Source organism: Sphaerisporangium sp. NPDC005288 (assembly GCF_040607475.1).
In the GTDB taxonomy this organism is placed as follows: domain Bacteria; phylum Actinomycetota; class Actinomycetes; order Streptosporangiales; family Streptosporangiaceae; genus Sphaerisporangium; species Sphaerisporangium rhizosphaerae.
The window spans coordinates 24,396-45,435 of the sequence record NZ_JBEXGT010000060.1; the positions used below are offsets into that span (position 1 = coordinate 24,396).

Annotated in this window: 16 protein-coding genes; 9 read left to right on the forward strand and 7 right to left on the reverse strand. The window is 71.8% G+C overall.

Annotated elements, in window-relative coordinates; genetic code table 11:
* Positions 1–338: 338 nt before the first annotated feature.
* Positions 339–1,115, forward strand: a complete 777-nt coding sequence (locus tag ABZU32_RS36840; RefSeq protein WP_354930320.1) for an acVLRF1 family peptidyl-tRNA hydrolase — start codon at positions 339–341, stop codon at positions 1,113–1,115.
* A 271-nt stretch (positions 1,116–1,386) separates the two neighbouring features.
* On the opposite strand, the gene ABZU32_RS36845 is transcribed toward ABZU32_RS36840, so the two are convergent.
* The 3 genes from ABZU32_RS36845 to ABZU32_RS36855 form a co-directional block, all read right to left on the reverse strand.
* Positions 1,387–2,628 (reverse strand): cellulose binding domain-containing protein, encoded by a 1,242-nt coding sequence (locus ABZU32_RS36845; protein WP_354930323.1) that lies wholly within the window; start codon positions 2,626–2,628, stop codon positions 1,387–1,389.
* 341 nt (positions 2,629–2,969) lie between these two features.
* Positions 2,970–3,917: a PaaX family transcriptional regulator C-terminal domain-containing protein gene (locus ABZU32_RS36850; RefSeq protein WP_354930326.1), complete on the reverse strand. Its 948-nt coding sequence runs from the start codon at positions 3,915–3,917 to the stop codon at positions 2,970–2,972.
* A gap of 134 nt (positions 3,918–4,051) precedes the next feature.
* Positions 4,052–4,774, reverse strand: coding sequence for a helix-turn-helix domain-containing protein (locus ABZU32_RS36855; RefSeq protein ID WP_354930329.1), 723 nt, complete (start codon positions 4,772–4,774; stop codon positions 4,052–4,054).
* A 297-nt stretch (positions 4,775–5,071) separates the two neighbouring features.
* Between ABZU32_RS36855 and ABZU32_RS36860 the strand changes: the two genes are divergently transcribed.
* The 4 genes from ABZU32_RS36860 to ABZU32_RS36875 all read left to right on the forward strand — a co-directional run bounded on the left by ABZU32_RS36860 (position 5,072) and on the right by ABZU32_RS36875 (position 10,044).
* Positions 5,072–6,670, forward strand: a complete 1,599-nt coding sequence (locus ABZU32_RS36860) for an ABC-F family ATP-binding cassette domain-containing protein (RefSeq protein ID WP_354845030.1) — start codon at positions 5,072–5,074, stop codon at positions 6,668–6,670.
* Positions 6,671–6,784: 114 nt separating this feature from the next.
* On the forward strand, positions 6,785–7,000 hold the full coding sequence (locus ABZU32_RS36865) for a helix-turn-helix domain-containing protein (RefSeq protein WP_093173121.1): 216 nt from the start codon (positions 6,785–6,787) through the stop codon (positions 6,998–7,000).
* 142 nt (positions 7,001–7,142) lie between these two features.
* A complete protein-coding gene (locus tag ABZU32_RS36870) occupies positions 7,143–8,054 on the forward strand; it encodes an enoyl-CoA hydratase/isomerase family protein (RefSeq protein WP_354930332.1) in 912 nt (303 codons plus the stop codon).
* A 115-nt stretch (positions 8,055–8,169) separates the two neighbouring features.
* Complete coding sequence (locus ABZU32_RS36875) at positions 8,170–10,044, forward strand: ABC transporter ATP-binding protein (RefSeq protein ID WP_354930335.1); 1,875 nt, start codon at positions 8,170–8,172, stop codon at positions 10,042–10,044.
* Between the two features lie 88 nt (positions 10,045–10,132).
* Here the strand turns inward: ABZU32_RS36875 and ABZU32_RS36880 are convergent, their stop codons facing one another.
* Positions 10,133–11,017 carry a sulfotransferase gene (locus ABZU32_RS36880; protein ID WP_354930338.1) on the reverse strand — a complete coding sequence of 295 codons (885 nt, stop codon included), beginning with the start codon at positions 11,015–11,017 and terminating at the stop codon, positions 10,133–10,135.
* A gap of 173 nt (positions 11,018–11,190) precedes the next feature.
* On the opposite strand from ABZU32_RS36880, the gene ABZU32_RS36885 reads away from it, so the two are divergent.
* Positions 11,191–12,117: an LD-carboxypeptidase gene (locus tag ABZU32_RS36885; RefSeq protein WP_354930341.1), complete on the forward strand. Its 927-nt coding sequence runs from the start codon at positions 11,191–11,193 to the stop codon at positions 12,115–12,117.
* Positions 12,118–12,168: 51 nt separating this feature from the next.
* Positions 12,169–13,074, forward strand: coding sequence for a hypothetical protein (locus tag ABZU32_RS36890; protein ID WP_354930344.1), 906 nt, complete (start codon positions 12,169–12,171; stop codon positions 13,072–13,074).
* 30 nt (positions 13,075–13,104) lie between these two features.
* Here ABZU32_RS36890 and ABZU32_RS36895 read toward each other — a convergent pair whose 3' ends face one another.
* Both ABZU32_RS36895 and ABZU32_RS36900 read right to left on the reverse strand, forming a co-directional pair.
* Positions 13,105–14,907 (reverse strand): glycoside hydrolase family 15 protein, encoded by a 1,803-nt coding sequence (locus tag ABZU32_RS36895; RefSeq protein WP_354930347.1) that lies wholly within the window; start codon positions 14,905–14,907, stop codon positions 13,105–13,107.
* Between the two features lie 68 nt (positions 14,908–14,975).
* Positions 14,976–15,581 carry a hypothetical protein gene (locus ABZU32_RS36900; RefSeq protein WP_354930350.1) on the reverse strand — a complete coding sequence of 202 codons (606 nt, stop codon included), beginning with the start codon at positions 15,579–15,581 and terminating at the stop codon, positions 14,976–14,978.
* Between the two features lie 63 nt (positions 15,582–15,644).
* Here ABZU32_RS36900 and ABZU32_RS36905 point away from each other — a divergent pair, with 63 nt between their 5' ends.
* Complete coding sequence (locus ABZU32_RS36905) at positions 15,645–17,096, forward strand: PLP-dependent aminotransferase family protein (RefSeq protein ID WP_354930353.1); 1,452 nt, start codon at positions 15,645–15,647, stop codon at positions 17,094–17,096.
* Positions 17,097–17,174: 78 nt separating this feature from the next.
* Here ABZU32_RS36905 and ABZU32_RS36910 read toward each other — a convergent pair whose 3' ends face one another.
* The gene (locus ABZU32_RS36910) at positions 17,175–18,653 is read right to left on the reverse strand and encodes an oligopeptide:H+ symporter (protein WP_354845058.1); all 1,479 of its coding nucleotides are present in this window, start codon (positions 18,651–18,653) and stop codon (positions 17,175–17,177) included.
* A 332-nt stretch (positions 18,654–18,985) separates the two neighbouring features.
* Here ABZU32_RS36910 and ABZU32_RS36915 point away from each other — a divergent pair, with 332 nt between their 5' ends.
* The gene (locus tag ABZU32_RS36915) at positions 18,986–20,827 is read left to right on the forward strand and encodes an AMP-dependent synthetase/ligase (protein ID WP_354930356.1); all 1,842 of its coding nucleotides are present in this window, start codon (positions 18,986–18,988) and stop codon (positions 20,825–20,827) included.
* The last annotated feature ends 213 nt before the right edge of the window (positions 20,828–21,040 follow it).

Sequence of the window (21,040 nt, forward strand, 5' to 3'; positions counted from 1 at the left end):
CCGGGGGAGGGGGCGCCGGGAGATCCCGGTGAAGCCGGAGGGGCCATCGAGGCTCCCGGGGATGCGTCGGTATGGGTGGCGGTCGCCAGGATCGAGGCGGCCGGGGAAGAGGTTCTGAGGACCGTCACCCATGGATTGTGCTGCGGTTTCATCACCTCAAGGCACGCTGGAAGGCGGAATTCACGGATATTTCCCCCACTGTTGGAGGGAAGGATTTCTTTACCGACAGTCGGAAGCGCTGTCACACCCCGTAGCCAAGATCCCGTTTCGGGTGCCCCATCTTCGCCGGTTCCTCGCCGTCCGCGTGCGTGGTCCTTCGTCCTGTACTGTCGCTGGTCATGGCGGGACGACCGGCGGCAGGCGGGGGGCGATGGGTGTCGGTCGCGCCCGAGCGCCTGGAGGGATGGCTGCGCGGGTTCGCCGAGCGGCACGGCGCGAGCGAAGCGGCCTTGCGGGACGAGGCCACGGCGGTCCCACGCGGCGAGGTGGTGTGCCTGCGCGCCTCTGACGGCGCCGTCGCCGAACTCCACGTCCCCTTTCCCCCGTTCACCGCGCCGCCCTCCGCGGGTGTGCCGCCCGAGACGTCCACCGCGCCACCCTCCGCGGATGTGCCGCTCGAGACGTCCACCGCCGAGGCGGAGGACGTTCGCGGTGAGGGCCTCCTCGCGGCCCTGGTCGCGCACGCGACGGCCGAGCGGGTGATCGGTGTCCTGCTCGTGCGGCTCGGCGGGCACGCGGCGGGCGTGTTCGAGGGACGGCGGCTGGTGGCCTCCAAAGTGGGCTCGCGCCTGGTGCACGGGCGCAGTGCGGCCGGAGGCTGGTCGCAGCAGCGCTTCGCCCGCCGCAGGGAGAAGCAGGCCGGCGAGGCGTCGCAGGCGGCGGCCGACGTGGCCGCGCGGGTGCTGGTGCCGCGGGTGGCGGCGCTGGACGCGGTCGTCCTCGGGGGAGATCGGCGCGCCGTGGACGCCCTGCGCGCGGACCGGCGGCTCGCGCCGCTCTTCGCCCTGGAGGCCGGGCCCTTCCTGGACGTGCCCGATCCGCGGCTCGCCGTGCTCCAGGACACCCCCAAGAACTTCCGCGCCGTCCGCGTCCGCTTGCTGGACCCCGCGGGCTGAGCCCAGGCCTCCGCCGTCCGCGTCCGGCTGCTCGATCCCGTGGCCTCCGCCTTCCGCGTCCGGGTGGTCGATCCCCTGGCCTCCGCCGTCCGCGTCGGTAGAAGGGGCCGCGCCGTCCGGCTCCGCTGCCCGACCTCGCGGGCGCGACCCGGTCACCGCCGTCCGCGACGGTGGGCGCAGGGCCCTGACCAGCGCTTACCGGCAGAACGGCGGGCCGGGACCGAGGTCCCGGCCCGCCGCTATGACGTGCCCTGCCCAGCGTGGGCCGGGATCAGGTGGCGGTGCAGGTGACGGTGGCTCCGGCGCCGGTTCCCGTGCCCTGGAACCCGAAGTTGGTGCTCTGCCCGGCCGACAGCCGCCCGTTGTAGCTCGCGTTGGTGACGGTCACGGCGCCGCTGGTGCCGGAGTTGACGCCGCTCCAGATGGACGTGATCGTGGCTCCGGAGGGCAGGGTGAGGGCGACCCTCCAGCCGTTGATCGCGGCGCCGCCCGCGGTGACGTTGACGGAGGCGACGAACCCGCCGGCCCACTGGTTCGACACCGAGTAGGCCGCCGAGCAGCCCCCGGTCCCGCCGCTGGGCGACGGAGAGGGCGACGGGGAGGGCGAAGGTGACGGGGACGGCGAAGGCGAGGGGGAAGGTGACGGCGAGGGAGAGGGGGTGCCGCCGTCGAGTGTGAGGTTCTTCTGCTGGACCTGCCACTGGGTGTTGCACAGGCCGCAGTTGGGGCCGACGAAGTTGGCCCCGGCCGTGGTGTCGCCCTTCAGCCGCCACTTGAGGTACAGCACCGCCACGCGGCCGAACTCGCCGCCGTTGGTCTGGCCGTAGGTGCCGCCGTGGCCGACGTTCAGATTGCCCATGAAGGCGGGCAGCCCCGACGGCAGCTTGCCCCAGTCGTCGATGGCGTTGGGGTAGGCGATGTCACTGGTGCCGCCGATGAAGTAGGCGATCGGCTTGGTCAGCCGGCGGAGCTGGTAGTCGTCGGAGTCGTTCAGCAACCCGCTGCTGAAGATGGTGGTCGTGATGACACGCGAGTCGTTGGAGACGGCGTAGGCCTCCAGGCCACCGCAGGAGTAGCCCCCTACGGCGATCTTGGTGGTGTCGAGTTTGCCGTAGTACTTGCTGCCCTGGCGGTTGTTCTCCGCGACCGCCCAGTCGATGGACTGGGTGAGCATCTGGGACGTCGTCGAACCCGAGGCGTTCGGGCCGCCGCTGGCGATGGCGAGGAACCCGTACGAGGCGATCTCGCGGAGGAAGTTCTGCTGCGAGAGCCCGTTGGCGGAGCAACCTCCGTTGCCCCAGACGAAAATGGGGAGTTTCTCGGACGGGAGGGTTCCGGGCCGGTAAATGGTGTGATTGGCCAGGCCGGTGGAGGTCTCGTAATCAGCCGGATAGGGGCCTGAACCGCCGACCGCCGCTACGGCGGTCGGCGTCATGGTGAGCGCCACCATTCCGGCGCATATCGGGGCGACCGCGGCCGCCAGTACCGCGCTGATGATCGAGCGTTTTCTCATTTAGCCCTCCGAAGGCGTGACAACGGCGCTCTGTGTCGGATGTGGCATACGCGGCGGACGCCGGCGGGAGCCCGGCAACGGCACGGCCGACTCCCGCCGCGCCGGGCCGGCCGGCGCCGGACCGAATCCGCGGATCGATACGGCGAACCATCGGCTGCCGGTCGCGCTCGTGTCAGGCGCGATGAGCCGATGGGCAATGCGCAGTTACTATCACTGCGGCGAATAAAAGTGTCAAGCGACCGCGTTCAGCCGGTCGGGCGGTGTGCGCGCGGGCCGGAAACGCCCCTGGCGCGATCGGCATCCGGGCGGCCGCCGGTCGTCCGAGTGAGTGAAAGTTTCCTTTAACCGTCCCTGCGGGCCGGGGTGGAAACGAAGTTCTCCGACGCCCGGAAGTGGGTGATCCACGATGCGGCGTCCGGCCAGTACGGCGTCGTGACCTGGACCAGCCGCGCCTCGGCGAGCGTGCCGAGAGCGGAGTGGATCTCCAGCATGAGCTCCCTGGCGGCCTGGCGGGGCCACGGTGCCGGCAGGAGGTGCTCGGGGAGGTCCGGGTCGATGTCGGGGAACCTCCGCCAGGAATCCATGACGGAGGTGCGGGCCACCAGCGCCCGGGTCGCGTCGACCTGCCCGTCGCGGACGGCCGCCCGCAGATCCGAGTACCGCGCGATGAAACCGTCGTAGGCCGAGGCGAGGCCGGCCAGATCGTAGGCGGCGGCAGGGCCGTGCGGGCCGGCCTCCGCGTCGAAGCGGGTGTGCATCACCGACCAGCGGCCACCGTCGACCCCGTCCATGATCTCGTGCAGCGCCTTGGTCGCCGGACCCGCGTCGGATCCGGGCCGGATCCACACACTGTCGTACAGCCGGGCGAAACCCAGCGCCCCCAGAGCCCTGCGGACCGCGTGCCGCGGGGCCTGGCCGGACTGGGGGATCGAGAAGGAGACGGTCACCCAGTCGCCGGTCCACCGCGGCGGGCGCGCGCCGAAGCCGAGGAAATGATCCATCCGGGCGCGATGCCTGGCGATCGCCTGAGAGGTGAGGTGGTACACGGGCGGCCGTCCGGATCCCCGCACGGCGATCAGGCCACGCCTGGTCAGCCGGGACAACGCGGCCCGCGCGCTGGACTCGCTGATGCCGAACTCCCCGAGCATCGCGACCACCGCCGCCGACGGAAGGTTCGCCTCCGAGGAGTCGAGGTACTCGCCGAGCAGGGTCGCCAGAAGGTGCTGCGGGTTGGGGCCGGCCTGCGCCCGCGGGGCTCCGACATCCTCCGAAGGCACGTGGGCGCTCACGTCATCAGCTTGCCGCACGGCGACGTCCCTGCCGAACGACTCCGCCCTCGCGCCGTCGGCCTCGCGTTCGTCCCGGCGAGCTCAGGGCCCCTTGCATATACGCGTTTCCCGCGGCGGCCGCACGTTGGGACCCGTCACAGGCTTGTGCTGATCGCGCCGGCGACGCGGACGGTGGTGTCGGCGAGCCGCGGCAGCGGATGCGACGCTCCGACCAGCGCGTAAAGGGCCGCGACCGTCTGACCCGCCGCGTCGTGGAGGGGGGCCGCCACGCAGCGCACGAGCGGCATGAGCTCCCCGTGGTCGTAGGCCACGCCCGTCTCGCGGATGTCCGCGAGCTCCCGGCGCCCGCTCCCCGGCGGCAGGGCCAGCGATCTGCCCACCGGAGTGCAGGCCAGCAGGACCCTGCCGGCCGCGGTCGTCCAGCACGGCGACGAGGTGCCGGGCACGATCGGCGCCAGATGCCGCATCTCGCCGGCCACCGCGTCGATCACCATGGTGTGCCCGTGCGACAGGACGCAGACCCCCACCGTCGCTCCGGTCATCCGGGCGAACCGCCGTAGGGGACGCTGCACGGCCTGGCGCAGCGCCGGGCTCGCGCGCCACGCCCCGGCCAGCCGGTGCACGCGCGCGCCGACGCGGTACCTGCCGCCGGACTTCTCCACCGCGCCCAGATCGGTCAGCTGTTCCAGCAGGCGGTACGCCGTCGCCTTGGGCAGGCCGCTCTCGGCGGCGATCCGCGTCAGACCGGCCTCGCCGGTGCGTTCGAGGACGTCCAGGAGGGTGAAGGCGCCTTCCAGCACGCCACGCCCGGCCGTCACCGGCCCGTTCGCGGAGTCCGCGCCGACTGAACCCGTCATGGGCGAACAGTACGGCGCGTGACCGCCATGTACCAGTCTTGTCACCGAAACCGTCTCAGAAGGAGGCGGCGGTCCGGCGACCCGGTGGGCGGACCGCTGGGCGGACCGGGGAATCGGCGGGCGCGCGGACCATCAACCCCGCCGCAGGCAGCCCGTACACTAGGCCTATGCGCACTCCCGATTGATCGGCGCACTCACGAAGCGGGCCGAGCCGCGTGGCGGCCCCGCCGCGTTCCCGGTATCCACCGTCAGCACGTTCTTCGACCTTGTTCCCCGCTCTGGGAGTGTTCCCTCATCATGATCATCGCGTCCGACATCGAACTGCGCGCCGGTTCCCGCCTGCTCATCGAGGGGGCCTCCTTCCGCGTGAACCCCGGCGACCGCATCGGCCTGGTGGGCCGCAACGGCGCGGGGAAGACCACGCTCACCAAGGTGCTGGCCGGCGAGGGGCTGCCCGCCGCCGGCACGGTGACCACCACCGGCAGCGTCGGCTACCTCCCCCAGGACCCGCGCACCGGAGACCTGTCGGTGCTGGCCGCAGACCGCATCCTGTCGGCCCGCGGGCTGGACGAGGTGCTGCGCGAGCTGCGCCAGGCCGAGATCGGCATGGCCTCCGACGACTCCCGCGTGCGCGACCGCGCCGTGCGCGCGTACGGCCGCCTGGAGGACCGGCTGCACGTCCTCGGCGGGTACTCCGCGGAGGCCGAGGCGGCCTCGATCGCCTCCAGCCTGGGTCTGCCCGACCGCGTGCTCAAGCAGCCGCTCCAGACGCTGTCCGGCGGCCAGCGGCGGCGGGTGGAACTGGCCCGCATCCTGTTCAGCGGAGCGGAGACTCTCCTGCTTGACGAGCCGACAAACCACCTCGATGCAGACTCAATCGGGTGGCTTCGTGATTTTTTACGATCACACCAGGGCGGTTTGATCATTATTAGCCACGATGTCGGGCTTCTTGAAGCGACGGTCAACCGGGTCCTGCACCTCGACGCCAACCGCGGCGTCATCGACACCTACAACGTCGGCTGGACCACGTATTTGGCCCAGCGCGAGAGCGACGAGCGGCGCAGGAAGCGCGAGCGCGCCAACGCCGAGCGCCAGGCCTCCCAGCTGCTCTCGCAGGCCGACCGCATGCGCGCCAAGGCCACCAAGGCCAAGGCCGCCCAGGACATGGAGCGCCGCGCCAAGCGCCTGCTCGCGGGCGTGGAGGAGGAGCGGCGCTCCGACAAGGTCGCCAAGCTGCGCTTCCCCGACCCGGCGCCCTGCGGGCGCACGCCTCTGACGGCCACCGGCCTGTCGAAGTCCTATGGCTCGCTGGAGGTCTTCACCGACGTGGACGCGGCCGTCGACCGGGGCAGCCGCGTGGTCGTGCTCGGCCTGAACGGCGCCGGCAAGACCACGCTGCTGCGCATGCTCGGCGGCCTGGAGAAGCCCGACTCCGGCCAGATCCACCCCGGCCACGGCCTCAAGCTCGGGTACTACGCCCAGGAGCACGAGACGCTGGACGCCGGCCGCACGGTGCTGGAGAACATGCGCTCGGCGGGCTCTGACGTGCCCGACGTGACGCTGCGCAAGGTGCTCGGCTCGTTCCTGTTCTCCGGGGACGACGCCGACAAGCCGGCCGGCGTGCTGTCGGGAGGCGAGAAGACGCGCCTGGCCCTGGCCACGCTGGTGCTGTCGAGCGCCAACGTCCTGTTGCTGGACGAACCCACGAACAACCTCGATCCCGTTAGCCGCGATCAAGTACTTTCAGCGCTAAGATCCTATTCTGGGGCAATTGTCCTGGTTACGCATGATGAGGGTGCCGTTGAGGCCCTACAACCAGATAGGGTGATCTTGCTACCAGACGGAGTCGAAGACGCTTGGAGCGATGAATTTTCCGATCTTGTGGCACTTGCCTGATCTTAATTTGAGCGGGTACGGATCTTTTCCCATGGAGTAGGTAGCCGATCCGGCTGAAATGACTGATCATGGCGTGAGTAACGCTGCGGAAGTCTGGCACTACAGGAGGTACTCGTGGCCGAGACTCTCAAGAAGGGCACCCGGGTGACCGGGGCCGACCGTGAAAAACTGGCCGCCGATCTCAAGAAGCGGTATGCCGCGGGTGAGAGCATCCGCGCGCTCGCCGCGTCGACCGGCAGGTCATACGGGTTCATCCACCGCATCCTCAGCGAGTCCGGCGTGACTCTGCGGGGGCGCGGGGGCGCCACCCGGGGCAAGTCCAAGCGCTAGCGGACGCCTCGGATACGCGCGACCGCAGCCGCTCGTGCCGTTCAGCCGAAGCCCGTCCCGCCCGCGCCGGTAGAATCTCATTCTGGAACCTGCAGTGGGTTCGGGCGTGACGGGACAGTGAGGCATGGGGACGGAGCGGGCGATGGCGGAAGCGGCGACAGGGGGGAGTGCGGCGGACACCTCGGCGAGCGAGGATGCCGAGCCGGGCACGCATGGAGCGCTGACGCGCGCCGGAGGGGTGCGTGGCGAGGCTGAGGGAGCCCCTGACAGCGAACAGCTCGCGGAGATCGGTCTGCGCTTCGAGGTGGACGGCGAGATCGCGACGATCACACTTGACCGGCCCGAGCGGCGGAACGCCCAGACGTTCGCCACCTGGTCCGCTCTGGCTCAGATCGGCACAACGTTGCCTGAGCAGGTGCGCGTCGTCGTGGTCCGAGGCGAGGGGCCGTCCTTCTCAGCCGGCATAGACGTGCGGCTGTTCACGCCCGAGGGTGTCTCGGGGCAGGGGTCGTTCGCGTCCGCGGCCGCGCTCGACGGCGGGACGATCGACCAGCGCATCAGGGAGTTCCAGGAGGGCTTCCTGTGGCTGCGCCGTCCCGACATCGTGTCCATCGCGGCCGTGCACGGGCACGCGATCGGGGCCGGATTCCAGCTTGCCCTGGCCTGTGACCTGCGCGTCATCGCCGATGACACCAAATTCTGCATGAAAGAGCCCGCGCTCGGGCTCGTCCCCGACCTCACCGGCACCAAGCCGCTGGTCGATCTCGTCGGCCTGTCCCGCGCCGTGGAGATCTGCCTGACCGCGCGCGTCGTCGAGGCCGGCGAGGCGCTGCGGCTCGGCCTGGCCGAGCGGGTCGTCCCCGGGGACGAGCTTCAGGCGGCGACGAAGGAACTGGCCACGTCCCTGCTGGCGACCGACCGTGACGCGGCGGCGGCGACCAAGCGGCTGCTGCAGGGGGCGTCCGGCCGCACATTGGAGGAGCAGGCGGCGGCCGAGCGCGCCGAGCAGCGGGCACGCATCAAAGCGCTGTTCGGAGGCGTCCGTCAGGCGTGATCGTTCGCCTTGAGCTGACCGGGGAATCGGGGGGCCGGTTCTCCTGCTTGGCGGGAGGAGGGATCGGGCGAGGCCCGGTCCCGGGGCGCGCGGTGAGAGGATCGGCGGACGGTTGATGGCGATGATGGGCGGGGGATACGGTCCCCAGGTGATGCGGTCCCTGCGGCGGGACAGCTCGGTGACCAAAGAACGGCTCACGCCGGGGACGGTGCCGCGCATCTCCCGGTACGCGCGGCCCTACCGGGGGCAGATCGCCGCGTTCCTCGGGCTGGTCGTGCTGGACGCGGTGATCGTCATCGCCAACCCGCTGCTGCTGAAGTCGATCATCGACAGCGGCATCATCCCGCGGCGGGCCGACGTCGTGGTCATGCTGTCGTTGATCATCGCCGGCCTCGCCCTGGTGGACGCCGGGCTCGGGCTGGCCCAGCGCTGGTTCTCCTCGCGCATCGGCGAGGGCCTGATCTACGACCTGCGCACCGAGGTGTTCGACCACGTCCAGCGCATGCCGGTGGCCTTCTTCATGCGCGCCCAGACCGGCGCGCTGGTCTCGCGGCTCAACAGCGACGTCATCGGCGCCCAGCGCGCCATCACCAGCACGCTGTCGGCCGTGGTGTCCAACGTGGTCAGCCTGATCATGGTGCTCGGCGCGATGCTGATCCTGTCGTGGCAGGTCACGCTGGTCGCCCTGATCCTGCTGCCGATCTTCATCTTCCCCGCCCGGTACGTCGGGCGCCGCATGTCCGGGCTGACCCGCGAGCAGATGCAGCTCGACGCCGAGATGAGCTCGGTCATGACAGAGCGCTTCAACGTCGCCGGCGCCATGGTCGCCAAGCTGTACGGCCGGCCGGACGACGAGGCCTCGCACTTCAGCGATCGGGCCGGCCGTGTGCGCGACGTCGGCATCACCGTCGGCATGTACGGCACGGTGTTCCGCGTCGCCCTCGGCCTGGTCGCCGCGCTCGCCACCGCGCTGGTGTACGGGGCGGGCGGCGTGCTCGTGGTCGACGGCGCCTTCCCGCTCGGGACGCTGGTGGCGCTCGCCGCGATGCTCATGCGCCTCTACGGCCCGCTGACCAGTCTGTCCAACGTCCACGTCGACGTGATGACCGCGCTGGTCAGCTTCGACCGGGTGTTCGAGGTGCTCGACCTGAAGCCGATGGTCGCCGAGAGTCCGCACGCCCGGCCGCTGCCCGGCGGGCCGGTCACCATCGAGTTCGACGACGTCCAGTTCCGCTACCCGGCCGCCGAGGAGGTCTCGCTGGCCTCCCTGGAGTCGGTGGCCAGGCCCGACACCGGCCCGAGCCAGGAGGTGCTGAAGGGCGTCACCTTCACCGCCGCGCCGGGTCAGCTCATCGCGCTGGTCGGGCCGTCCGGCGCGGGCAAGACCACGATCACCTCGCTGGTGTCGCGGCTGTACGACGTGACCGGCGGCGCGGTGCGCATCAACGGCGCCGACGTGCGCGAGGTCACGCTGGCCTCGCTGCGCGACACGGTGGGCGTCGTGATGCAGGACGCCCACCTGTTCCACGACACCATCGGCGCCAACCTCCGCTACGCCCGCCCGGGCGCCTCCGAGGAGGAGATCTGGGAGGCGCTGCGCGCGGCGCAGATCTTCGAGCTGGTCGAAGGGCTGCCCGACGGGCTGGACACCGTCGTCGGCGACCGGGGCTACCGGCTGTCGGGCGGCGAGAAGCAGCGCATCGCGCTGGCGCGGCTGCTGCTGAAGGCCCCGCGGGTCGTCGTGCTCGACGAGGCCACCGCCCACCTGGACTCCGAGTCCGAGGCCGCGGTGCAGCGGGCGCTGAAGACGGCGCTGGCCGGCCGCACCTCACTGGTGATCGCCCACCGCCTGTCCACGATCCGCGAGGCCGACGAGATCCTCGTCGTGGAGGACGGCCACGTCGTCGAGCGCGGCCGCCACGACGACCTGCTCGCGGCGAACGGCGCCTACGCCGAGCTGTACAGCACCCAGTTCGAGCACCAGCGCTAGCGCCGCCGGTCGCGGGCGGGCCGGTCCGAGGAGGTCCTGGAGCGCCCGTCCCGGCGCCCGCGGCCGCCCGGCGCCCGCGGGCGCCGGGTCACAGGTAGCCGAGGCGGGTGAGCTCCTCCTTGGCGACCTTCTCGACCAGCGCGAGGTCGTCGGGCCGCAGCCGGGAGCGCCACGCGCCGACCTTGGGCGCGCCCGTGCCGTACAGCGCAACCTTGGAGACCCGGCTCTCGACGAACTCCGACACCGCCGCCACCGTGGCGCCCGGGGACTGGGCCATCTCCTCGTAGCGCACCGTGAGGAGCTGATCGGGCGGCATCTCCTGACGCAGCGCGGCGCTCAGGCGCACGGCGCTGCGCCAGCGCAGGGCGCACTTGCCCGCCGAGTCCATCGCGGTCCACTTCTCGCGGTGCTCGCTGGAGTTGACCCCGAGGAAGGGGTTGGGGAACTCGGTCTCGTCGCTGAGCATGCTGGTGCGGAACAGGCTCATCGAGGTCCGGTCGGCGAGCATGTCCGCGGTGACGTCCCTGCCGTCCCGGATGAACTGGATGAAACGGGCGTCGGGGAAGGCCTGCAGCAGTATCGGCGCGCTGTAGAGCAGGTCGGGGTTGGCGTCGCCGAACCGGACGACGGCGCCGGGCGAGGCGCACGGGCCGCCGCCGGTGACGGCCCCGGCCTCCCGGCAGGACGCCGGGCACTCGGCGCACGCCCCGGGGACGATCTGCCAGGCCTCGGCCAGGGCGTCGCGCAGCACCCGGACGGCGCCGCCGCCCTTCCTGCGCATGATGGAGGGACGACGGGCGAAGGCGTAGACCACGTGGGCGACCGCCGCCCGGCCCATCGTGAGGTGGAAGCCGGGCGAGCGTTTCAGCGCACGCGCGAGGAGGTCCACGCCGGAGTGCGGCGCGCCGAGCACGAACACCGGCCTGCGGACCTTGATGCCGTTGACCACCAGGATGTGGGTCGGGGGTCGCATAAGTGAGGACAGTCTGACACCCTTTGCGAGGTGAACGAACCGGCCACGCCCCGCCCGTCGGTGGTACATGGCGTCACCTGGGTAAGCGTACTCACAACTGTGGCGGTTTCCGCCCATTCACGGGTTTTCGACGCCCCTGAATCAGCACGAATTCGGGGTATGGGAGGCGGGCGATGAGGGACAGACGGCTGTGGGTCCCCGGCCGGCTCCACCCCGGCGACCGGGTGGCCGTCGTCGCCCCCTCCGGCCCGGTCGACCCGGTGCGCCTGGCGCGCGGCCGCCAGGTCCTCACCGAGATCGGCCTGGACGTGGTGGTCATGCCCAGAGTCCTCAACCGGCGCGGCTACCTCGCGGGGTCGGACGCCGGCCGGGCGGCCGACCTGCAGGAGGCGTGGTGCGACCCGAGCGTGCGGGCCGTCATCTGCGCCCGGGGCGGCTACGGCGCCACCCGCCTGCTCGACCTGCTCGACTGGGCGGTCATGGGCACGGCCCGGCCCAAGATCCTGCTCGGGTCCAGCGACATCACCGCGCTGCACCAGGCGTTCGCCGTGCGGCTCGGCGTCGCCGGCTGCTTCGGCCCGATGCCGGCCTGCGCCACACTGAGCGACCCCGAGGGCCCCGAGCCGTCCTCGCTGGCCCACCTGCGCGCCTCGCTGTTCGAGGGCGACATGCCGGACCCGGTGGCCGGCGACCAGGTGATCGTGCCCGGCCACGCCGAGGGCCCGCTCACCGGCGGCAACCTGTCGTTGCTCGCGGCGCTGTGCGGCACCCCGTACGCCATGCGCGGGCAGGGGCACATCGTGCTGCTGGAGGACATCGGCGAGGACCCCTACCGCGTCGACCGCATGCTGACCCAGCTGATCTCGGCAGGGTGCCTGACCGGCGCCCTCGGCATCGTGCTGGGCTCGTGGGTCGGCTGCGGCGACCCGATGCCGGCGCTGGTCGACCGGCTGGCCCCGCTCGGCGTGCCGATGATCGCGGGGGTGCCGATCGGCCACGGGACACCACAGTTCACCGCCTGGATGGGAGCGGACGCGGTCATTGATACCGAATCGTGCTCTTTGACTTGCCTGTTCCGCGACCCCGCTGCGGCACTGTAGGCGCAGGTCGGGGGAACACCGGGGGAACACAGTGGCAGTTGGGAGCCTTGCGTGGGCTTGTTCAGGCGATACCGGGACCGGCGGGCCGGCGCGGCGCGGCGCTCGATCGAGGACGCCGACCTGGACTCCCTGCTGACGCTGGTGGCCGAGAGCCTCGGCTACGACCACGCGTTGCGGTCCGGGGCCTCCTCGATGGAGCTCACCGGGCCCCGCACGATGAGCGTGCGGCTGGACGGGCTGCGCCGCGAGGCGGCGCGGCGGTCGCGTGAGGACTGGCCGGTACTGGTCTCCGAGCACCTGGCACGGGCGGTGGCCCGGCCCGAGGACCTGCCGGATGTGTGCGACTACGCCCAGGTCCGTCCGCTGCTGCGTACCCGGGTGGTGCTCGCCGACGGGCTGGAGGACGACCCCACCCGGCTGATCGGCCGCCACCTCGGCTCGGACCTGATCGAGATCCTCACCGTCTCCGGGCGTCCCGTGCGCCCCGAGGAGGCGTTCTGCTGGCCGGTCCCGCCGGCCGAGGCGCTGGAGGCCGCCGGGCGCAACGTGCTCGCCGACGAGCGGCTGACGGCCGAGCGCGTCGACCTCGACGGCATCGCGGCCTACGTCATGTCCGGCTCGCCGGCCAGCTCCGCCGTGCACCTGCGCAAGATCCAGGACTACCTGGTGGTCTCCTCCGACGGGCTCGTCGTGGCGCTTCCCCGCCCCGGTGAGATGATCGTCCATCCCATCGACGGCCTGTCGGTGATGCGCGCCATCGAGCGGCTGTGGCTGCTGGCCCACCGCGAGTACCGGGCGCACGACGACGGGCTCAGCCCGCACGTGTACTGGTGGAACCACGGCAGGCTGACCCGCATCCAGGCCGACCTGGTCGTCCAGAACGGCCAGCGCCGCCTGGTCGTCGCCCCGCCCCCCGACTTCGCCCGCCTCCTGGCCGCCATGGCCAAGGACCGCTAGACCGGCCCGCCGGGGGAACGCGGCGGCGGCCTAGAGAAGGGCGGTGTGGCGCGGGGTGGAGCCCGGGCGCGACAGGGTGTGCGCGGTGTGGATCAGCGGGACGTGGCTGAAGGCCTGGGGGAAGTTGCCGACCAGGCGCCCGTAGCGGGGGTCGTACTCTTCGGCCAGCAGCCCGACGTCGTTGCGCAGGGACAGCAGCTTCTCGAACATCTCGACGGCCTCCTTGCGCCGGCCGGCCATCGCCCGCGCCTCGGCCAGCCAGAAACTGCACGCCAGGAACGCCCCCTCGCCGCCGGTCAGGCCGTCCACGGTGTTCTGGTGGGCGATCGGGTAGCGCAGCACGAAGCCGTCCGACATCAGCTCGCGCTCGATCGCGTCGATGGTCCCGGTGACGCGGGGGTCGTCGGGCGGCAGGAAGCCGGTCTGCGGGATCAGCAGCAGCGAGGCGTCCAGTTCCTGCGACCCGTAGGACTGGGTGAAGGTGTTGCGCTCGGCGTCGTAGCCCTTCTCCATGATCTCGGCGTGGATGCGCCCGCGCAGGTCGCTCCAGCGCTCGACCGGGCCGCTCTGGCCGAACCGCTCGACCTGCCGGATCACCCGGTCGGCGGCCACCCACGCCATCACCTTGGAGTGGACGAAGTGCCGGCGGGGCCCGCGGACCTCCCACAGGCCCTCGTCCGGCTCGTCCCAGTGGGACTCCAGGAACTCCATCAGCGACCGCTGGATCGCCCAGGTGCGCGAGATGGAGGTCAGCCCGGAGGCCCGCGCCAGGTAGAGGCAGTTCATCACCTCGCCGTACACGTCGAGCTGGAGCTGGTCGACCGCGGCGTTGCCGAGACGCACCGGCCGGGAGTCCTCGTAGCCCTCCAGCCAGGGCAGCTCCATCTCGGGCAGACGGCGCTCCCCGGCCACGCCGTACATGATCTGCAGGTCCTGCGGGCGGCCGGCGATGGCGCGCAGCAGCCACTCGCGCCAGTCGCGGGCCTCCTCGACGTAGCCGGCCCCGAGCAGGGCGTCGAGGGTCATCGTGGCGTCCCGCAGCCAGCAGTAGCGGTAGTCCCAGTTGCGGACGCCGCCGATGTCCTCGGGCAGGGAGGTGGTGGGCGCGGCCACGATGCCGCCGGTGGGGGAGTAGGTGAGGGCCTTGAGCGTGATCAGCGAGCGGTCGACGGCCTCGCGCCAGCGCTCCTCGGTGCGCGGGGTGCACTGGGAGATCCACTCGCGCCAGATCGCCTCGGTCTCGTCCAGCTCTTCCAGGGGGTCGATGCTCGGCGGCTTCGGTGAGTGGGAGGGGTGCCAGGTGAACACGAACGCCAGCCTGTCGCCGGCCGACACGCGGAAGTTCCCCTTGTGGGCGTAGTCGCCGCCCTGCAGCGGCACGGGGGAGTGCAGCCACACCGAGTCGGGCCCGCCGATGGCCTGCAGCAGCCCGTTGTCGCGGCGCACCCAGGGCACGATGCGGCCGTAGTCGAAGCGGATGCGGATGAGCGTGCCCATCTCGACGCTGCCGGACAGGCACTCGACGACCCGCACCAGGTCGGGGTTGGCATGCCGGGGCGGCATGAAGTCGGTGACCCGCACCGTGCCGCCCTCGGTGTCCCACTCGGTCTCCAGGACGAGGGTGTTCTCGCGGTAGCGGCGCCGGGTGCTCAGCCGCCGCCCAGGCCCGGCCGGGCCGATCCACCAGTGGCCGTTGCGCTCCTCGCCCAGCAGTGCCGCGAAACAGGCGGGGGAGTCGAAACGGGGCAGGCACAGCCAGTCGATCGACCCGTCCCGGCCGACGAGGGCGGCCGACTGCATGTCGCCGATGAGTGCGTAGTCCTCGATCCGCATGCCGTCACGCTAGTACGCCTGAAGGCTCGCGGCGCACGCCTCGGGCGACGGGCCCGGCCTCGCGGGCGTCAGCCGCGTGGACGCATCAGCGGCATGAAGAACTGGGTGAGCGGGCCGATCAGCACCGCGAAGGCGATGGTGCCCACGCCGGCGGTGCCGCCGAGCAGCCAGCCGACGGCCAGGACGCTCAGCTCGACCAGCGTGCGCGCCGTCCTGATGGACAGGCCGAGCCGGTTCAGCCCGGTCATCAGCCCGTCGCGGGGCCCGGGGCCGAGCCCGGCACCGATGTACAGGCCGGTGGCGGCGGCGATCACCACGATGGCGGCCAGCAGGTAGGCCCAGCGCACCAGCAGGTGCCCGGGGGTGGGCAGCACCCAGATCACCAGGTCGGCGAACAGGCCCAGGAAGACGATGTTGCTCACCGTGCCGAGGCCGGGGCGCTGCCTGAGCGGGATCCAGAAGACCATGACGGCGGCGCCCACCACGATGATCCACGTGCCGATCGACCATCCCGTGCGCACGGCCAGGCCCTGGTGGAAGACGTCCCACGGGTCGTTGCCGAGACCGGACTCGACCTGCAGGGCGATGCCGGCGCCGTAGAGGAACAGCCCAGCGTACAGGCGCAGCAGGCGGGCGGGGAGCGAGCCGACGTGGGGCAGGGAGATCTCAGTCATGGTGCGGCCATGGTCGGACGCCATTGGCTTGCCACTAAAGGGCCAATCAGAGAAAGTGGCCTTATGGAGCGCTATGTCAGTGGGCCATGGCTGGCCCGGCTGGTCGACCTGCCGCCGGACACCCGCCCGTACTACCGCGCGCTCGCCGACCGTCTGCGCGGGCTCATCCTGGACGGCCGCCTGGCCACGCGCGTGCGCGTGCCCGCCGAGCGCCACCTGGCGCAGGCCCTCGGCGTCAGCCGCACCACCGTGACCGCCGCCTACGACCGGCTGCGCGAGCAGGGCTACCTCGACAGCCGCCAGGGCGCGGGAAGCTGGACGACCCTGCCCGATCCAGGCGCGCTCGGCACCGACAACCCGTGGGTCGTCCCCCGCGACGACGGCCTGATCCCCCTGCACGCCGCCGCCCCGCCCGCCACGTCCCTGCTTCCCGAGGCGCTGGCCGCCGCCGCCGAGGCCTACCCCCGCTACGGCTTGGGCACCGGCTACGACCCGGTCGGCATAGCGCCGCTGCGCGAGGCGATCGCCGCCCGGTACGGCGCCCGGGGGCTCGCCACCCGGCCCGACCAGATCTTGGTCACCGGTGGCGCTCAGCACGCCATCCACCTGGTCATGACCCTGCTGACCGGTCCCGGCGACCCGATGCTGGTGGAGTCGCCGACCTACCCCCACGCCCTGGACGCCGCCCGCCTGCGCGGCGCCCGGCTGGTGCCGGTCGGGTTCCCCGAGGACCGCTGGGACCTGGACCTGATGGCCTGCGCCATGCGGCAGTCGGCCACCCGGCTCGGCTACGTCATCCCCGACTTCCACAACCCCATGGGCCTGTTCATGGACGACGCCGGCCGGGCCGAGCTGGTGCGCGCCGCCCGCAGGTACGACACCACGCTCCTGGTGGACGAGAGCTGGGCCGAGCTGGCCGTCGACGAGATGCCCGCGGCCCGGCCGCTGGCCGCGTTCGACACCGACGGCCGGGTGATCAGCATCGGGTCGGCCTCCAAGCTGTGGTGGGGCGGCCTGCGCATCGGCTGGATCCGCGCCACCAGCGCCATGGTGCGGCGCCTTGCCGTGCTGCGTGCCGGGGTGGACATCGCCGCGCCGCTGATCGAGCAGCTCGTGGTGGCCCACCTGTTCGAGCGCATCGAGCTGGCCAAGGCAGAACGGGCCCGCGCGCTCGGCGCCTCCCGCGCGGCCCTCGCCGAGGCGCTGCGCGCGCTGCTGCCCGAGTGGCGCTTCACCGAGCCGCGCGGGGGCGGGTCGCTGTGGGTGCGGCTGGACGCCCCGAACGCGACGCCGCTCGCCGACGCGGCGGCGGCCCGGGGAGTGCGCCTGGCGCCCGGCCCGTGGTTCGGTGTGGACGGCACGCTGGAGCGCTACCTGCGCCTGCCGTTCACCATGCCGCCGCGGGCGCTCGCCGACGCCGTGCCACGCCTGGCCGCCGCGCGCGCCGCGGCCGCCTCGCCGGGCTCCCTTCCCGCGCCCGGGCCGCGGGACGCCGCGCTGACCCCCTCCCTCTGACGGGCCGCGGCGCTGCCGCGCCTCACACCTTCGCCGGGGCGGCGCCGGGACGCTCCGGCGCGCGGCCGGGGGCCGCCGTCACACCTCGCCCATCAGCACACGCAGCCGGTGGGCGAAGGCCAGCAGGACGCCCGAGGCCAGGACCGCGATGGCCGCGAGCGTGGTGAAGTACGCCGGCTCGGACATCACCCGCAGCAGGCGCGCGGTCTGGCCCCCGATGGCGTCGCCGACGGCGAAGGACAGGTACCACACGCCGAGCATCTGGCTGCGGAAGGCGTGCGGGGCCAGCTCGACGGTCACCGACAGCCCGACCGGGCTCAGCGACAGCTCCCCGAAGACCTGGACGAGATAGACCAGGAACAGCCACCAGACCGAGATGCGCCCGGTCTCGGCGAGCCGGGCGGCGAGCGCCATCACCACGAAGCTGACGCCGATCATGAACAGGCCGAACGCGAACTTCTGCGCCGCCCCCACCCGGTCGCCGAGCTTCACCCACAGCGCCGCGAAGACCGGCACGAACACCATGATCATCAGCGGGTTGAACGACTGCGTGGTGGCGGCCGTGATGGAATGCCCGAACATCCGCAGGTCGGTGTGCACGGCCGCGAAGTCGTTGAGGACGGTCGGCGCGAGGTCGTAGATCATCCAGAAGATCGCGGCGGCGGCGAACAGCCAGATGTAGGCCTTCATCCTGGTGCGCTCGACGGGGGTCAGGTTGTGGCTGCCGAGCAGGATGTAGGCGAAGTACCCGACCGGGACCATGATCGTCAAGAGGGTGAGCGCCACCGTGAAGCGGTCGACGGTCAGCGTCCCGCTCGCCGCCCACAGGGCGAGCGCCACCGCCGCGACGCCCAGGCCGGCCGCCGCGACCAGTCCGAAGTGGCGCCGCTCCTGAGGGGTGAGGCGGTGTCCGGGCGTCTCGCCGGCGCCCCGCAGATGGCGGCCGCCGGCGACGTACTGTGTCAGGCCGATGGCCATGCCGACCGCGGCGGCGCCGAAGCCCAGGTGCCAGCGGTCGTCCTTGGCCAGGTTGCTCACCACGTACGGCGCGGCGAACGCGCCCACGTTGATGCCCAGGTAGAAGATCGAGAAGCCGGCGTCCCGCCGGGCGTTGTCCCCTTCGGGGTACAGGGCGCCGACCATCGTGGAGATGTTCGGCTTGAGCAGGCCGGTGCCGGCGACGATCAGCGCCAGGCCGAGCCAGATGAGCGCCGGGCCGCGCAGCGGGATCGCCATGCTGATGTGGCCGAGCATGATGACGCACCCGCCGATGAGCACGGCGCGGCGGGCGCCGAGCACGCGGTCGGCGATCCAGCCGCCGGGCAGCGCCAGCAGGTAGACCAGCGCCCCGTACACGCCGACGACCGCGGTGGCGGTGGGCTTGGGCATCCCGAGGCCGCCCTGGACGACGGTCGCGGTGAGGAAGAAGAACAGGATGGCGCGCAGCCCGTAGAAGCTGAAGCGCTCCCACATCTCGGTGAGGAACAGGGTGACGATGCCGCGCGGATGCCCGAAGACCCTGCGCTCCTCCACCTGCGTGCTGAGTTCCTGCGACATGCGGTACGCCCCCCGTGCGCGTTCACTGCCTGGCCGGCGCCCGGCGGGCCGAGGGCGTCGCCGAGGCGGGGGTCCTCGCCGTCGCGCCTTGAGCGGCACCGTGGGCGTGCTTTCTGGACTTAACGTGACGTTCGTCCGTTTTATTGCTTAGTGCCGGAATTCATTTTCCGGATTTCCATAGGAGCCGATCACCGAGGGTAAGGGAAACGGGCGGCGAGGAGCCCGGGAACGGCCGGGGTCACGCGTGTTCTCACTTCCAGGGGCTTGTTCGATGTGAACGAGCTGTGGTGCGATTCATGCCATTCATGTAAGTGGGCACTTCTGGAGGCGAAATGGCCGACCCCCGGGTCCTTGCCGAACGTAGGGAAATCGAGCAAGAGATCGCCGGCCACACCATCTGCGAACAGCTCAAAGTCACGGCGGAACGCTTTCCGGACGCGCCCGCCTACTCCGACCGGTCAGGCGACGGCTGGACGACCCTGACCTATTCACAGGCCCGGCGGCAGGTGCTCGCGATCGCCGCCGGCCTCGCCGAACTCGGCCTCGGGCGCGGCGAGGCCGTCGCGCTGATGATGGTCAACCGCACCGAGCACGTGCTCGCGGACCTCGGCGCCGTCCACGCCGGCGGGGTGGCGTGCTCCATCTACGCGACCTTCGCCCCCGACCAGGTCGCCTTCGTCGCCAGGGACGTCAACGCCAAGATCGCGGTGCTGGGGGGCGCCGCCGACCTCGCGCGCTGGACGCCGATCCTCGACGAGGTGCCCGGCCTGCGCAAGGTCATCATCTTGTCCGACTGCCCCGAAGGCGACCTGTTCATCAGCTGGGACGACTTCCTCGCGCTCGGCGAGCGCGCCCTCGCGGCCGACCCCGCCGCCGCCGAGGCGCGGGCCGCCGAGGTGTCCGCGGACGACGTGCTGACCGTGCTCTACACCTCCGGCACGACCGGCAACCCCAAGGGCGTGCCGCTGACCCACGCCAACATCTGCTTCGAGGTCGCCGTCAGCGTCCGCCTGACCGGCCTGCCCGACCACGGGTCCCAGATCTCCTACCTCACCTACGCCCACGTCGCCGAGCGGGTGCTCAGCCTCTACATCCCGCTGTTCAAGGTCTACCACGTCCACTTCTGCCCCGACCTCGCCCAACTCGGCACCGTGCTCGCCCAGGTGAAGCCGCTGTTCTTCTTCGGCGTGCCACGGGTGTGGGAGAAGATGATGGCCCGCCTGCAGGCGCTGCTGGCCACCCAGCCCGAGCAGGAGCAGCAGAGGGTCCGCGCGGCCATGGCCGCCGGGCTCGCCTACGTCGAGGCCTGCCAGTACGGCCGGACGCCGAGCGCCGAGGTCACCGCCGCCTACGAGCAGGCCGACGCCGCGCTGCTGTCCGTCGTCCGCTCGATGATCGGGTTCGAGAACGCGCGGTGGCTGGCCACCGCCGCCGCCCCGATGCCGCTGGAGGTGCAGCGGTTCTTCGCCGGGTTCGGCATGCGGGTGGTCGACGTCTACGGGATGACCGAGACCAGCGGCGCCTTCACCGGCAACAGCACCGAGATGTTCAAGCTCGGCACCGTCGGCCGGGCCTTCCCCGCCGTGGAGGTGCGCGTCGCGCAGGACGGCGAGATCCTCACGCGCAGCCTGGCCAATACCGCCGGCTACCTCGACCGCCCCGAGGCCACCGCCGAGCTGATCGACGAGGAGGGCTGGCTGCACACCGGCGACGTCGGGTCCATCGACGAGGACGGCTTCGTGCGCATCGTCGACCGCAAGAAGGAGCTCATCATCACCGCGGGCGGGGAGAACATCTCGCCGGCCAACACCGAGAACCTCCTCAAGGAGCACCAGCTCATCGGCCAGGCCCTCGCCTACGGCGACCGCAGGCCCTTCGTGGTGGCGATCCTCACCCTCGACGGCGAGGTCGCGCCCGTATGGGCCAAGGGGCGGGGCATCGAGTTCGCCTCGCTCTCCGAGCTGGCCGAGCACCCCGACGTGCTCAAGGAGGTGGACGCGGCCGTCGCCGCCGCCAACGCCAAGCTCGCCCGCGTCCAGCAGGTGAAGCGGTGGCACCTGCTGCCCGTCGAGTGGACCGCCGAGACCGAGGAGCTCACCCCGAGCCTCAAGCTCAAGCGCCGCGTCGTGCACGCGAAGTACGCCGCCATCATCGAGGAGATGTACCGGGCCTGACGCGGGCGTTTTGCCGGGCGCGGGGCGTGTCGGGCCCCATGCCCTTACCCGCGGCCGCCTACCCTCCAGGCCATGACCTTGAGACGTCTGCTCACGTCGTCGGCCGCGGGGCTGGCCGCGCTCACGGTCCTGGCGGAGGCGCTCTCGGCGCCTTCCGCCGCCGCGGCCGGGGCGGTGGAGGCGCGCGCGCTCGGCGGGCGCCCGCCCGCCGAG